This window comes from Capnocytophaga sp. oral taxon 380 str. F0488 (genome assembly GCF_000318255.2).
Classification (GTDB): Bacteria; Bacteroidota; Bacteroidia; order Flavobacteriales; family Flavobacteriaceae; genus Capnocytophaga; species Capnocytophaga ochracea.
The window spans coordinates 1-12663 of the sequence record NZ_KB291191.1 but is presented as its reverse complement, the minus strand read 5'-3'; the positions used below and the strand labels follow the sequence as shown (position 1 = coordinate 12663).

Annotated in this window: 14 protein-coding genes; 9 read left to right on the top strand and 5 right to left on the bottom strand. The window is 38.7% G+C overall.

Translation table 11 applies throughout. The annotated features are described in order from the left end of the window. The first annotated feature begins 14 nt into the window (after window positions 1-14). Genes HMPREF9078_RS04245 through HMPREF9078_RS04225 form a run of 5 tightly spaced genes read left to right on the top strand, consistent with a single transcriptional unit; the run spans window position 15 to window position 3602 of the window. Entirely contained in the window at window positions 15-1265 is a 1251-nt protein-coding gene (locus HMPREF9078_RS04245; protein WP_009419507.1) for a peptidase U32 family protein, read from the top strand. 23 nt (window positions 1266-1288) lie between these two features. After that, window positions 1289-1519 carry a ferredoxin gene (locus tag HMPREF9078_RS04240; RefSeq protein ID WP_002672503.1) on the top strand — a complete coding sequence of 77 codons (231 nt, stop codon included), beginning with the start codon at window positions 1289-1291 and terminating at the stop codon, window positions 1517-1519. A gap of 39 nt (window positions 1520-1558) precedes the next feature. Next, window positions 1559-2173, top strand: a complete 615-nt coding sequence (locus HMPREF9078_RS04235; protein ID WP_009419506.1) for a porin family protein — start codon at window positions 1559-1561, stop codon at window positions 2171-2173. Window positions 2174-2193: 20 nt separating this feature from the next. After that, complete coding sequence (locus tag HMPREF9078_RS04230) at window positions 2194-2670, top strand: hypothetical protein (RefSeq protein WP_009419505.1); 477 nt, start codon at window positions 2194-2196, stop codon at window positions 2668-2670. Then, window positions 2670-3602 (top strand): hypothetical protein, encoded by a 933-nt coding sequence (locus HMPREF9078_RS04225; RefSeq protein WP_009417347.1) that lies wholly within the window; start codon window positions 2670-2672, stop codon window positions 3600-3602. Before HMPREF9078_RS04230 ends, HMPREF9078_RS04225 begins: the two co-directional genes overlap by 1 nt. On the opposite strand, the gene upp is transcribed toward HMPREF9078_RS04225, so the two are convergent. Then, complete coding sequence (gene upp, locus HMPREF9078_RS04220; protein WP_002672507.1) at window positions 3576-4229, bottom strand: uracil phosphoribosyltransferase; 654 nt, start codon at window positions 4227-4229, stop codon at window positions 3576-3578. The genes HMPREF9078_RS04225 and upp overlap by 27 nt on opposite strands. A gap of 139 nt (window positions 4230-4368) precedes the next feature. Between upp and HMPREF9078_RS04215 the strand changes: the two genes are divergently transcribed. Continuing rightward, window positions 4369-4953, top strand: a complete 585-nt coding sequence (locus HMPREF9078_RS04215; protein ID WP_009419504.1) for a porin family protein — start codon at window positions 4369-4371, stop codon at window positions 4951-4953. 415 nt (window positions 4954-5368) lie between these two features. Here HMPREF9078_RS04215 and HMPREF9078_RS04210 read toward each other — a convergent pair whose 3' ends face one another. Next, on the bottom strand, window positions 5369-6691 hold the full coding sequence (locus HMPREF9078_RS04210) for an exo-beta-N-acetylmuramidase NamZ domain-containing protein (RefSeq protein WP_009419502.1): 1323 nt from the start codon (window positions 6689-6691) through the stop codon (window positions 5369-5371). Between HMPREF9078_RS04210 and HMPREF9078_RS04205 the strand changes: the two genes are divergently transcribed. The 3 genes from HMPREF9078_RS04205 to ybeY all read left to right on the top strand — a co-directional run bounded on the left by HMPREF9078_RS04205 (window position 6675) and on the right by ybeY (window position 8568). After that, window positions 6675-7832 carry an ABC transporter permease gene (locus HMPREF9078_RS04205; RefSeq protein ID WP_034542828.1) on the top strand — a complete coding sequence of 386 codons (1158 nt, stop codon included), beginning with the start codon at window positions 6675-6677 and terminating at the stop codon, window positions 7830-7832. The genes HMPREF9078_RS04210 and HMPREF9078_RS04205 overlap by 17 nt on opposite strands. Window positions 7833-7933: 101 nt before the next feature. Next, window positions 7934-8143, top strand: coding sequence for a DUF2892 domain-containing protein (locus HMPREF9078_RS04200; RefSeq protein ID WP_002672528.1), 210 nt, complete (start codon window positions 7934-7936; stop codon window positions 8141-8143). 5 nt (window positions 8144-8148) lie between these two features. Beyond that, window positions 8149-8568: an rRNA maturation RNase YbeY gene (gene ybeY, locus HMPREF9078_RS04195; RefSeq protein ID WP_009419500.1), complete on the top strand. Its 420-nt coding sequence runs from the start codon at window positions 8149-8151 to the stop codon at window positions 8566-8568. Here ybeY and HMPREF9078_RS04190 read toward each other — a convergent pair. The 3 genes from HMPREF9078_RS04190 to rfbA form a co-directional block, all read right to left on the bottom strand. Continuing rightward, entirely contained in the window at window positions 8555-9973 is a 1419-nt protein-coding gene (locus HMPREF9078_RS04190; protein WP_009419499.1) for a lipopolysaccharide biosynthesis protein, read from the bottom strand. The genes ybeY and HMPREF9078_RS04190 overlap by 14 nt on opposite strands. A 12-nt stretch (window positions 9974-9985) precedes the next feature. After that, window positions 9986-11350, bottom strand: coding sequence for a DNA repair protein RadA (gene radA / locus HMPREF9078_RS04185; RefSeq protein WP_009419498.1), 1365 nt, complete (start codon window positions 11348-11350; stop codon window positions 9986-9988). 90 nt (window positions 11351-11440) lie between these two features. After that, window positions 11441-12322, bottom strand: coding sequence for a glucose-1-phosphate thymidylyltransferase RfbA (gene rfbA, locus HMPREF9078_RS04180; protein WP_009419497.1), 882 nt, complete (start codon window positions 12320-12322; stop codon window positions 11441-11443). Window positions 12323-12663: the final 341 nt, after the last annotated feature.

Sequence of the window (12663 nt, the reverse complement as noted above, 5' to 3'; positions counted from 1 at the left end):
TCACTCACTATATAATGACTCATTCAGGAAAAATTGAACTAATGGCACCAGCTGGTAATTTTGAGTCGCTACAAGCGGCGATAGACAATGGTGCCGACTCAGTGTACTTTGGTGTAGACCAGCTGAATATGCGTGCAAGAGCAAGTATCAACTTTACGATTGACGACCTTGATGAAATAGCGCGTCGTTGTGCTCCTAAGGGCATTCGCACTTATCTCACCCTTAATACTATTATTTACGACCACGACCTATCTATCATCAAAACATTATTAGACGCTGCTAAAAAAGCAGGTCTTACAGCTGTGATAGCTATGGATCAGGCAGTCATAGCTTATGCTCGACAAATAGGAATGGAGGTGCATATCTCTACTCAAATCAATATCACTAATATTGAAACCGTGCGCTTCTACGCGATGTTTGCTGATACAATGGTAATGAGCCGTGAGCTGAGCTTACGACAAATCAAGAAGATATGTGAGCAGATAGAAAAAGAGCAAATCAAAGGACCTTCGGGCAATTTGGTAGAAATAGAAATATTTGGACACGGGGCGCTTTGTATGGCGGTATCGGGCAAGTGTTACCTGAGTTTGCACTCACACAATTCCTCAGCCAATCGCGGAGCTTGCAAACAAAACTGCCGCAAGAAATACACTGTAATCGACCAAGAAAGCGGTTTTGAAATAGAATTGGATAACGAGTATATGATGTCGCCTAAAGACCTCTGCACGATTGACTTCCTAGACCAAATAATCGACACAGGAGCAAAGGTATTAAAGATTGAAGGGCGTGGGCGCGCTCCTGAGTATGTGGCTACCGTTACTCGCACTTACCGAGAAGCAATAGATGCTTATTACGCAGGCACGTACAGTAAGGAAAAAAATCAAGGCTGGATAGAAGCCCTCAAAACGGTGTACAATCGTGGTTTCTGGAGTGGATATTATTTAGGGCAAAAACTTGGTGAATGGAGTGAAAACCCAGGCTCTAATGCTACCCAAAAGAAAGTGTACATTGGGCAAGGCAAACACTATTTCCCTAAGACTGGTATTGCAGAGTTTGCTATTGAAGCCTTTGATATAAAGATAGGCGACAAATTACTTATCACTGGACCTTCAACAGGCGTTCAAGAAATAGAACTCACCTCAATGATGGTAAACGATACTCCTGCTGAAAGAGCTAAGAAAGGTGATTCTTGTACTATCAAAACCAATTTCAGAATAAGGTTATCAGATAAACTGTATAAAATAGTAAAAACAAATATCAATTAGCAGATTAGCAGATTTAGTTTAATATGGTAATAGTAACCTTACAGCGTGAAAAATGCATCGGCTGTAACTACTGCGTAGAGATGGCTCCTGAGCAGTTCCAGATGTCGAAAAAAGATGGCAAGAGCGTATTATTACGTTCCACTGAAAAGAAAGGCTTCTTCACCCTAAAAAGTTATGACGATAGTATTTTTGAGGATTGTGAGAAAGCACAAAAAGCCTGCCCCGTGAAGATTATCTCTACCAAAAAATTATAGTATTAACAACAAACGACTAACATCTAAAAATAATAAACAATGAGAAAAATAGTATTATTAGCCATATGTTTGTTTGCTTTTTACAATGTAAAAGCACAATACATAGGAGTGAAAGCAGGGTACAATTATGCTACCTTAAAAGGAGATGTAAGTAGTGAGGCAAGTTTTAAACCATATCACGGTTATTATGCTGGGGTTACTTTAGAGTTTCCCCTATCTAAATTGTTCTCTTTACAGATAGAAGGTATCTACAATCGTCGTGGTGCACAAATAAAATCTGATAGATATGGGAATGCTACTTTGGCTCTTGATTATCTTTCGGCTCCTGTAATGGCACGATTCAATGTAGGAAAGGGTATTAATTTGCACGTAGGTCCTCAGATAGAGTATCGCGTTGACCAGCCTAATTTCTACTTCAATGGTACAGAACCCGTAACTCGTGTAAAATCAGATGCCATAGACATTATAGATGTAGCTATGACTGCAGGGATAGGTTACACTACTGATGCAGGTTGGTTTTTCGAAATACGTTGGGTACAAGGACTCACTAATATCTTTGAAGGCGATGAGGCAAGCCTCATAAGTACGGGTATTGCTAATTCTTACGACTTTAAAAATAGAACGCTCTCAATGGGAGTAGGGTACCAATTTTAAGCTAAATAATAGGTAACAAGATGTATAGACTGATATATGTAATATTTTTGATTGGACTGCTTTCTTGCGAGAAAGAACGGCAAACGCGCAACCCTAACTTAGGAGAAGTACATTTCACCTATACTATCGATATAAGTTTACCTCTCTATAACAGTTTAAAAACACCTATGAATACGGTTTTTATACCTCACAGAGGTATTAAAGGATTTTTTGTGACTTGTTATAGTAATGGAGGATATCGTGCTTGGGAAGCTGCTTGTCCTAATCATAATTTACAAGAGTGTCATAATCGTCTGTTTGGCATAAGGGCTGTAGAAGATGAAAATAGCTATGAGAAGACTGGTCACGACTATACTTTTGCCAAATGTTCTTGTGGTAAAACAGTTTACAATTTAATATCAGGGGCTCCTATTGCTATTGGACAAATTGCCAAACCTTATCCTTTACTAAATTATAATGTTTCAGTAGCTGGTAATATTTTAACTATTAGTAACTAATGCTATCAGTACGTTTTGAAAATACAAAGCCCATCACATTTATCATTGTGCTATTAGCACTATTGATAGGTGATGGGCTATTTCAATTTAAAATACTACAACTTCCTCTCAGTGACGTGTCTCATCTCACTGTTTTAATGAGTACTTTTGTATTACTCTTTCTTTCTTTATTATTACTTCACCAAATAGACCGGTGGAATGAACTTACTGATACCAAAAACTGCTACTCTATAGCCTTCTTTAGTATTTTCGTAGTGCTCTTCCCTACCCTTTTTGATAAAGTGAAATTAGTAGGTGCTAACTTACTCATCATTGTAGCCTTGTGGCGTGTACTTACTCTTAAAACAGGTGAAGGCATTCCACAAAAACTATTCGATACTTCTCTACTAATCATTTGCGCAGGCTTGTTGCACCCTTGGGCTTTAATTTTTCTGCTAAATGTATGGATTTCTCTACTCTTTTACGGAGCTGAAAAACGCCGTTATTGGTTTATACCTCTTTTAGCAATCATTACTGTTAGCATCTTATTAGGGGCTATTTTATTAATACTTCAAGAGCCTTTTCCTATTGATGATTTTACAAATCTCATCACTTCAGATATAAATAATCTTCTAAACTTTTCCTCTCATTCCATTGCTACAACAATAGCAGTATGTAGCTTAGCTCTCCTTCTTTTAGTGGCATTAGCAGTATACTATTTCAGAAGTGTTTATCACAGTATCAGCTCATTAGTAGTAATACAATTCCTCTGGATAGGACTTATAGTAGTATTCCTTTCCAAAGAAGTGATATACACCTTTGCCCCTATTGCCATTCTCTTTGCTCTTTATGTAGAGAAAATACGCGTATGGTGGCTAAAAGAAATCGTACTATGGTCACTATTATCTATGCCTGGCATAGGGCTTCTACTCCATTTTATTACCAAAAGCTAAATCACCCGCATCACCTAAACCTGGTACTATATAGCCGTGGTCGTTAAGGTGAGCATCTATGGTAGCAATCCATAAATGAGTAGTCTCAGGAAACTTATCTTCCAAGTATTCTATCCCCTGCTGTGCCCCTATAACAGCAAATAAATGTATCTCTTTAGGTGTTCCTAAAGGTTTCAGCGCATTGAATACATTAGCAAACGAACGCCCTGTAGCCAGCATTGGGTCAGCTAAGAATAAGATTTTACCTTCTAAGGACGGCGAAGCCAGATACTCCACCATTATATCAAAATCAGTCTCAGAAGTGTGTTTGCGATAAGCCGAGATAAACGCATTATCAGCATTATCAAAGTAGTTCATCAAGCCTTGATGCAATGCCAAACCAGCACGCAAAATAGAGCAAATTACTATCTCGTCTTTCGGAAGTTGTACCTTCTTTTCGCCCAAAGGTGTAGTAATTGTTTCCGTTTTATAGTGTAGAAACTTACTCATCTCGTAACACAATACCTCCCCTATTCGTTCCAAATTTTTACGGAATCGCATACGGTCTGCTTGAATATTTACATCACGCAACTGGGCGATAAATCGGTTTAATACGGAAGGCTCTTCGCCTAAATGATGTATGATCATTGGTCTGTTAGCTTTATATTTTCACGCCACAAAAGTAGTATATAATTTGCTAATTTACAAATTTGCAATTTGGTAAATTATTTTTTTTGGCACACTATTTGGGATAACTATACTGAATCATTAAACAATAATTAAGCGTATGAAAAACAAAATCACTAAATTAACAGCTTTTATTGCGATAATGCTACTCACCACCGCTACCTATGCTCAAGAGTTTCACTTAGGAGCAAAAGCAGGTGCTAACTTAGGTAAAGTAGAAGGTGTAGCCTATGACAAAAACTTTAAATTGGGCTATCAATTAGGTGGTTTCGTCGAATTTGATTTCAATGATAGCTGGGGGCTACAGGGTGAAGTACTTTTTAGTCAAACCAATACAGAGCTCCGCGATAGCTACCAATCTGTTTGGAACGACAAGTTCGAAAAGAAAAAAACACTGAACTACGTAAGTGTACCAGTACTCTTGAAATACAACCCTAGCGGATTGATTTCACTACACGCAGGACCTCAATTTAGTTTCCTTGCCAACCGCGACCAAAGTACTTGGGAAAACGGAGAAAAACTCTTTAAAGATACTGATTTTTCATTAGTAGCAGGAGCCGAAGTAAATTTAGGTCCTCTTTTTGCTTACGGTCGCTATGTATGGGGTTACAGTGATATTAGTAACGCCCTTAAAGAAAAAGCAACTACCCAACAAATACAATTGGGCGTAGGGGTACGTTTTTAGAAAATAGGAATATTAGTTAATTAGAAATAGGGTTTAAGTGATTTATAAATCACTTAAACCCTTTCTTATTTTTTAAACAACCTTAATTACTCTTCACCTTAGATTCACCTTCCCTTCGTTGTTCCTTTATCTGCCCGTGCGACTCGCATCGGCTTTTGTTCGTCTTTTGTTCGTCTTTTGTTCGTCTTTTTTTCGGCTTTTGTTCGTCTTTTGTTCGTCTTTTGTTCGTTCATTGTTCGTTCATTGTTCGTTCATTGTTCGTCTTTCCTATAAGTCTTTATATCTACATTATTTTATTCTCCCGTCCCCATTTGCTAATTGACTAATTTACTAATTTACTAATTTTATCTGTCTTTTGCGCTACGAGCTCACACTTTACCTTCAACAATTGGCATTATTGGCATTATAGTATTAATTACGGATATAGTAAATATTTCTTTCTCATCTCCTTAAACTGCTCTATATCCTTTTGCCACGATTGGCGTATTTCGTCTTCGGTCTTTCCTTCACTTATTTGCTCCTTTAGTATATCATTACCAGCAATCTTATTGAACGATGAAGTAAAGAAAGGTGTTTTCACTCCCTTGCCTTGCTCAAAAGCTTTTTTAAGCCAAGTGAGATTTAGTTTATCCAAACGAGGTGTTTTTCTCAAGTCCTCACCGTAACATAGCTCACCATTAAACTTCGGATTCTTGTCGCCTGCATTAGGGTGTGGCGTAAAGCTAAAAGCCGTCTTATCAAAATAAGGAGAGCCATAAATCTGAAACTGCATATCGGTACCGCGCCCCATACTCACATTTGTCCCCTCAAAAAAACACAAACTTGGGTACAAGTTCACCGATACATCATTAGGTAAGTTAGGCGAAGGTTTTACCGGTAAGCTATAAGACGTTTGATGTGTATAATAGGCAAGAGGAATCACTTTAAGGTCAGCAGTAACGTCTGCTTGCAACCACTTTTCACCATTTATCATCTGAGCATATTCGCCAATAGTCATTCCGTAAACCACGGGTACAGGGTGCATTCCAATAAAACTCTTAAAAGCAGGTTGCAACACCGCTCCATCAATGTAATGCGCATTAGGATTCGGACGGTCGAGTACTATTACAGGAATATGCTGTTCAGCACAAGCCTCCATCACATAATGCAAAGTAGAAATATAAGTGTAAAAGCGCACCCCTACATCTTGCAAATCAAAGAGTACAAGGTCTACACCTTTCAGTTGCTCAGCAGTAGGTTTTTTGTTTTTACCATAGAGCGATACAATAGGCAAGCCCGTTTTAGAGTCCTTGCCGTCTTTCACTACTTCACCTGCATCGGCTTCCCCTCTGAATCCGTGTTCAGGAGCAAAAACCTTGCTGATAGATACTTTCTTCTTTAATAACGTATCCACCAAATGCACATAATTCCCTTTTTCGGCTTTCACAATCCCAGTCTGATTCGTAACGATAGCTATATTTTTAGTGCGTAAATCCTTAATGTAAAGATACATTCGGTTAGCGCCCACCACCACTTCTTTCGTCTGTTTTTCAGTATTTTGCACAGAAGCATTACCTTGTGTCTGTCCATTATTTTTGCACGATATAAGCGTACATAAGAAAAAAAGTGTAACTTTGGCACTTCTAAAAGGCATTATTGTTTTGAATGTTGAATATTTCATAGCAAAAAGAGTTATTTTTTCGAAAGGGGACAAAGGTACAATTTCTTCCCCAATTATCAAAATGGCAATAGCTGCCATTGCTGTGGGTATGGTGATGATGCTCATTGCCATTGCTACGGGTATTGGCTTGCAACGCAAGATTAGGGAGAAGTTGGTAGTCTTTCACGGGCACATTCAGATTTTTGATTATAGCAATAATATATCAGAGGTTAGTACTAAACCTATTAAGTTACAACAAGATTTTTACCCTACTTTTTCAGCAGTACCCGAAGTTACCCATATTCAAGCAGTAGCTACCAAAGGTGGTATCATCCGTACTGAAACCACTTATGAATCGATTCTCGCTAAAGGTGTGGGAAAAGACTACAATTGGTCGCTTATTCGCGATTTTATTACCGAAGGACGCACCCCTAATGTAGCGAGTGAAGAAGTAACCGATGAGGTGCTAATGTCTACCTATTTAGCTAACAGATTGCACCTAAAACTGGGCGACCATTGCCAAGCTATCTTTCTAAAAGACGAAGCTGCTCAAGCTCCTAACCAACGTAGTTTTAAAATCGTAGGACTTTACAATAGTGGCTTTCAAGAATTTGATGCGTCGTACGTCTTCACTGATATACGTCATATTCAGAAAATTAATAAATGGCAACCTGACCAAATAGGCAATTTCGAGCTTTTTATCAAAGATTTTGACCGTATAGAAGATGTAGGCAAACAAGTGTATGGCAAGGTAGGTTCATTCCTCGATTCACAAACTATCATTCAGAAGTTTCCTTTTATCTTCGAATGGCTTGGTATGTTCGATTTCAATATTTACCTCATCATCGGGATAATGATAGTGGTAGGTGGATTTAATATGATTACGGCTATTCTCGTGCTCATATTGGAGAAAACACCAATGATAGGTACTTTAAAGAGCTTAGGTGCCTCTGACCGCAGTATCCGCAAGATATTTTTGTATAATGCTACCTATATCATAGGCTTGGGACTCTTATGGGGGAATGTTTTAGGATTCTTATTGCTCTGGTTACAACAGCGTTACAGCCTTATCAAGTTAGACCCTGCCACCTATTACGTAACCGAAGTACCGATTGCTTTCACTCCTCTGTGGGTGTTATTGCTCAATATAGGAGTCTTACTATTGTGCTTGCTGATGCTACTCATTCCTACCTATGTGATTACCAAAATATCACCTACTAAATCTATGAAGTTTGCGTAAATAATTTGAGATAGCGCAAAAGTGAGTGTATAATTATTTAAAATCTTTGTTTTATTCAAAATAAAGAAGTACATTTGCCACAAATTAAAAAATGTGACTATATGAAAAGAAATATTAGCACTTTGGACAAGAATATCCGTTTGCTCATTATCGTTATTACTGCGATATTAGGGTATTTTAACGAGTTTTCTATTACCATTGCTTCCGTGTTATCAGGCGTTTCTATATTGCTTTTGGTAACCATTCTCATTAATTTCTCACCCATTTACGCACTTTTAGGTATCAGTACCTATAAGCCTAAAGAAAAATAATTATTATGACTTCTTTTTTTAACGAAACTCCCTTTGTCTTCCCTTTTAAGAAAAACGAAGTAAAACGTTGGGTGAAACGCGTAGCCCAATCCGAAGGTAAAGAGGCAGGTAATATCAACTATATTTTTTGCGATGATGAGTATTTGCACAAAATAAATGTAGAGTACTTGCAACACGACACCCTTACCGATATCATCACCTTTGATTATTCTGAGGGAAAGGTACTCCATTCGGATATTTATATTTCGGTGGAACGCGTAAAAGAGAATGCTAACATCTTTAAAGTACCGTTCCAAAAAGAACTCTTGCGGGTATTGGCACACGGCTTGTTACATCTTTGCGGTTATAAGGATAAAACAGCGGAAGACAGTGCGCTAATGCGCAACAAAGAAGAAGAAAAGATGAACCTTTTTACGGTTGTTTAGGAAGAGTAGATTTGAGCTTTATAGTAAAACTCGCTAAATAACCATAAATAAGCAAAAGTAAGGTACCTATGTAGATACTATTGTCAAAAGCATAAAAATTCACAAACGAGAAAAGAACACTCATTCCAAGGAAGATTTTTATCTTCCTTTTTTTGTAGGGTATCGGATAGTATTTTTGTCCGTAGTAATACGAAATAAACATCATCGCTCCATAGGTGATGAGTGTTGCTAACGCCGCCCCTTTATAACTGAGCCAAGGAATAAGCGCAAAGTTGAACACTACTGTGATAGCCATTCCTACTAAGGATACGATAGCTCCAAAGCTGGTGCGGTCGGTTACTTTGTACCACACCGAAAGACTATGGTAAATACCTAAACATAGGTTAGCTAACAAGATAATAGGCACTATCCAAAGGGCTTCCCAATAAGCTTTGTTAGGTATCAAAATAAGTTTAAAAATATCGGTAAATACAGTAATAAAGAGCAAAATAAAGCCTCCGCACACAATGAAGTATTCGGTGATACGAGCATAGGTTTTAGGCGCATTCTTATCCTGTGCACTGCTAAAAAAGAAAGGTTCTATACCAAGTTTATAAGCAGTGACAAAGAGGTTCATAAATACTCCCATTTTGTAACAAGCAGAATAAATACCTATAGTTCCATCGGCAGTATCAGCAGGAAGGAGCATACGCAAGAACACTCGGTCAAAACCTTCATTTACCGCAAAAGCAATACCTGCCAATAATACAGGGAAAGCATAAACCATCATCTCTTTCCAAAGTCGATAATCAAAACGGAAATGTATTTTGAAATAGATGGGCAATAAGACAATGAAAGTCGCTAAACTCGCTATTACGTTGGCTAAAAAGATATAATATACACCACCATTGGTAGCAAGAGTTTCAGCAGGTAAATAGTTCAGGTAGTAAATGTTCAGAGCTAAATTCACTGCTGTATTCCCTATTTTAACAATAGCATAAAGTTTGGCTTTACCTTTATTCCTAAGCCACGCAAACGGAATGACCACTAAGGCATCAAGTACTAATATATAAATGGCAAAAACAATATACTGTACATCGTAGTTCAGCCAGGAGGCAATAAAGTGTCGCAATAAGTAGGCAATCACCAGGAAAAACAAAGAGCTGACTGTAAGAGAAGTAAGCGCAGTAGATTGTACCTTCTTCTTCTGTTCGCCTTTATTCATAAAGCGGAAGAAAGCTGTTTCCATACCGTATGATAGCAGTACGTTCCCCAAGATAAGATAGACAAACAACCCTGAATAGATACCAAAATCGGCAGTATCGAGTTTATTCACGTACAGCCTTGTGAGCAATAGGGTAAGCACACGAGGGAGTACAGTAGCAATACCGTAAATAATGGTATCTTTAAAGAGTTTTTTCAACATAAGGCGTTTTTATTATCCAAATAGTTCTTGTATTGCATCTTCTATCTTGGCAACTTTTACAATCCTAATTTTAGTATTTTTAAGGGCTATTTTGTTATATTTTGATACAAAAATAGTGTTGAAGCCTAATTTCTCAGCTTCAGTAATGCGTTGCTCTACGCGTTGTACAGGGCGTATTTCACCACCTAATCCTACTTCGCCGGCAAAACAGACGTCCTTTTCAATCGCTATATCTTCGTTAGAAGATAGGATAGCCATCGCCACTCCTAAGTCAGTGGCAGGGTCGTCGATAGTAATGCCTCCGGTAATATTTAGGAAGACGTCCTTAGCACCTAAGCGAAATCCTGCGCGTTTCTCAAGCACTGCCAAAAGCATATTGAGTCGTTTGGCATTGAAGCCCGTAGTACTGCGTTGTGGTGTACCATATACAGCTGTACTTACAAGTGCTTGTATTTCAATCATCAGCGGACGCATACCTTCCAAAGTGGCAGCTATGGAGGTACCGCTAATCGTCTCATCGGTTTTGGAAATGAGAATCTCCGAAGGATTATTTACCTCACGCAATCCGTTGCTAAGCATCTCATAAATACCCAATTCGGAAGTAGAGCCAAAGCGGTTTTTCAGTGAACGCAAGATACGGTACACGTGATTACGGTCGCCTTCAAACTGCAAAACCGTATCGACCATATGCTCTAATATCTTAGGTCCTGCTATTTGTCCGTCCTTAGTGATATGCCCAATGAGTATTACAGGAGTGTGAGTAGTTTTAGCAAACTTAATCAGTTCGGAGGTACATTCTCTAATTTGAGAAATACTCCCCGCCGAAGCCTCTATATAATCGGATTGTAGGGTTTGAATAGAGTCGATAATCACGATTTCGGGTAAGAGTTCTCTTATCTGCTGAAAGATATTTTGCGTCTTAGTTTCAGTGAGGATAAAGCAATTATCGAGCTTATGCGGAATGCGGTCGGCGCGCATTTTTATCTGTTTCTCACTTTCCTCCCCCGATACGTAGAGCGTACGATAGGGCAAATTGAGGGCTATTTGTAGCAGTAGCGTACTCTTGCCTATCCCTGGTTCTCCTCCTAAAAGAGTAACCGACCCCGGTACAATTCCACCACCCAAAACGTTATTCAATTCGTGGTTGTTGCTGTTGAGGCGCGCCTCCTGTTGTGTATCGATTTGCGAAATAGAGATATACTTAGGAGCTTTACTCTTGATAGGTGATTCTTTCTCTTGCCAAGCAGGAGCAGTGTCTTTCTGTACGACTTCTTCCACAATGGTATTCCACTGCTTGCAGACGTAACACTGTCCTTGCCATTTGCTGTATTGTGCTCCGCAATTCTGACAGAAATATGCTGTTTTTAGTTTTGCCATTTTTTAGGAGATTAGATGCTAGGAGGCACAAGCTACAAGCTCGCGCCAGCATAGATTAAGTTTTAGCGTTAGATTATTTGGAAAAGCAAATTATCTATTGTTCATCGTTAATTGCAAAAGGTATTGCCCGTATTGGTTTTTGAGCATTGGTTTTGCTAACTCTTGCAACTTTTCAGCAGTAATCCAACCCTTACAATAGGCTATTTCTTCCAAACAAGAGATTTTGAGTCCTTGACGTTTCTCTAAGGTTTCTACGAAGTTTGATGCTTCGCTAAGCGAATCGTGGGTGCCGGTATCAAGCCACGCAAAACCGCGTCCTAAAAGTTGTACTTTTAATTCGCCGTCGTTTAGAAACTCTTGATTCACCGTAGTAATCTCCAATTCACCTCGTGCTGAGGGTTTGATACTTTTGGCTACTTTCACTACTTTATTGGGATAAAAATAGAGTCCTACTACCGCATAGTTAGATTTAGGCTGTGTGGGTTTTTCTTCAATGCTAAGCACATTGCCCGCGGTGTCAAACTCAGCTACTCCATAACGTTCAGGGTCTTTTACGTAATAACCAAAGACAGTAGCTTTGCGTTCTTTCTTTACATTCTCTACCGCTTGAGCGAGCATTTTCGAGAAACTCTGTCCATAGAAAATATTATCTCCTAATACCAGGCACACATCGTCATCGCCTATAAACTCTTCACCTATGATAAACGCTTGAGCCAAGCCATCGGGACTGGGTTGCTCGGCATAGCTAAGGCGAATACCGAAGTCGGAACCGTCACCTAAGAGGCGCTCAAAACCTGGTAAGTCCTGAGGAGTAGATATGACCAATATCTCGCGAATACCCGAAAGCATCAGCACTGATAATGGGTAGTAAATCATTGGTTTATCGTAAATAGGGAGTAATTGTTTAGAAACTCCCTTAGTAATGGGGTAAAGGCGTGTACCTGAACCGCCTGCTAATATAATTCCTTTCATCGGTTGTTAGTTTTTTCAGACGTTAGTAATTACTATAACTTTCACATTATATTGAGCTTTGCCCAAAGTTGTTATACGACAAGCTATCAAAAAACTTTGGCAAAGGTACAGTATTTATTTGAAATTAGCAAATGTGCTATTAATACCACAATGCCAATTGTTGAAGGTAAAAGATAAAAGATAAAAGGTAAAGTGTGAGCTCGTAGCGCAACAGACAGATAAAATTAGTAAATTAGTAAATGAGTCAATTAGCAAATGGGCGCGGGAGAATAAAATAATGTAGATATAGAGAGCTTATAGAAAAGATGAACAATGAACGAACAATGAACGAACAATGAACG

Bases quoted from the DNA above. Each gene is read 5' to 3' on its own strand.
- upp (WP_002672507.1), bottom strand. From the start codon at position 4,229: ATGATCATACATCATTTAGGCGAAGAGCCTTCCGTATTAAACCGATTT.
- ybeY (WP_009419500.1), top strand. From the start codon at position 8,149: ATGACTTCTTTTTTTAACGAAACTCCCTTTGTCTTCCCTTTTAAGAAA.
- HMPREF9078_RS04210 (WP_009419502.1), bottom strand. From the start codon at position 6,691: ATGGCAGCTATTGCCATTTTGATAATTGGGGAAGAAATTGTACCTTTG.
- HMPREF9078_RS04240 (WP_002672503.1), top strand. From the start codon at position 1,289: ATGGTAATAGTAACCTTACAGCGTGAAAAATGCATCGGCTGTAACTAC.
- HMPREF9078_RS04225 (WP_009417347.1), top strand. From the start codon at position 2,670: ATGCTATCAGTACGTTTTGAAAATACAAAGCCCATCACATTTATCATT.
- HMPREF9078_RS04215 (WP_009419504.1), top strand. From the start codon at position 4,369: ATGAAAAACAAAATCACTAAATTAACAGCTTTTATTGCGATAATGCTA.
- HMPREF9078_RS04230 (WP_009419505.1), top strand. From the start codon at position 2,194: ATGTATAGACTGATATATGTAATATTTTTGATTGGACTGCTTTCTTGC.
- HMPREF9078_RS04190 (WP_009419499.1), bottom strand. From the start codon at position 9,973: ATGTTGAAAAAACTCTTTAAAGATACCATTATTTACGGTATTGCTACT.
- rfbA (WP_009419497.1), bottom strand. From the start codon at position 12,322: ATGAAAGGAATTATATTAGCAGGCGGTTCAGGTACACGCCTTTACCCC.
- HMPREF9078_RS04245 (WP_009419507.1), top strand. From the start codon at position 15: ATGACTCATTCAGGAAAAATTGAACTAATGGCACCAGCTGGTAATTTT.
- HMPREF9078_RS04205 (WP_034542828.1), top strand. From the start codon at position 6,675: ATGGCAATAGCTGCCATTGCTGTGGGTATGGTGATGATGCTCATTGCC.
- HMPREF9078_RS04235 (WP_009419506.1), top strand. From the start codon at position 1,559: ATGAGAAAAATAGTATTATTAGCCATATGTTTGTTTGCTTTTTACAAT.
- radA (WP_009419498.1), bottom strand. From the start codon at position 11,350: ATGGCAAAACTAAAAACAGCATATTTCTGTCAGAATTGCGGAGCACAA.
- HMPREF9078_RS04200 (WP_002672528.1), top strand. From the start codon at position 7,934: ATGAAAAGAAATATTAGCACTTTGGACAAGAATATCCGTTTGCTCATT.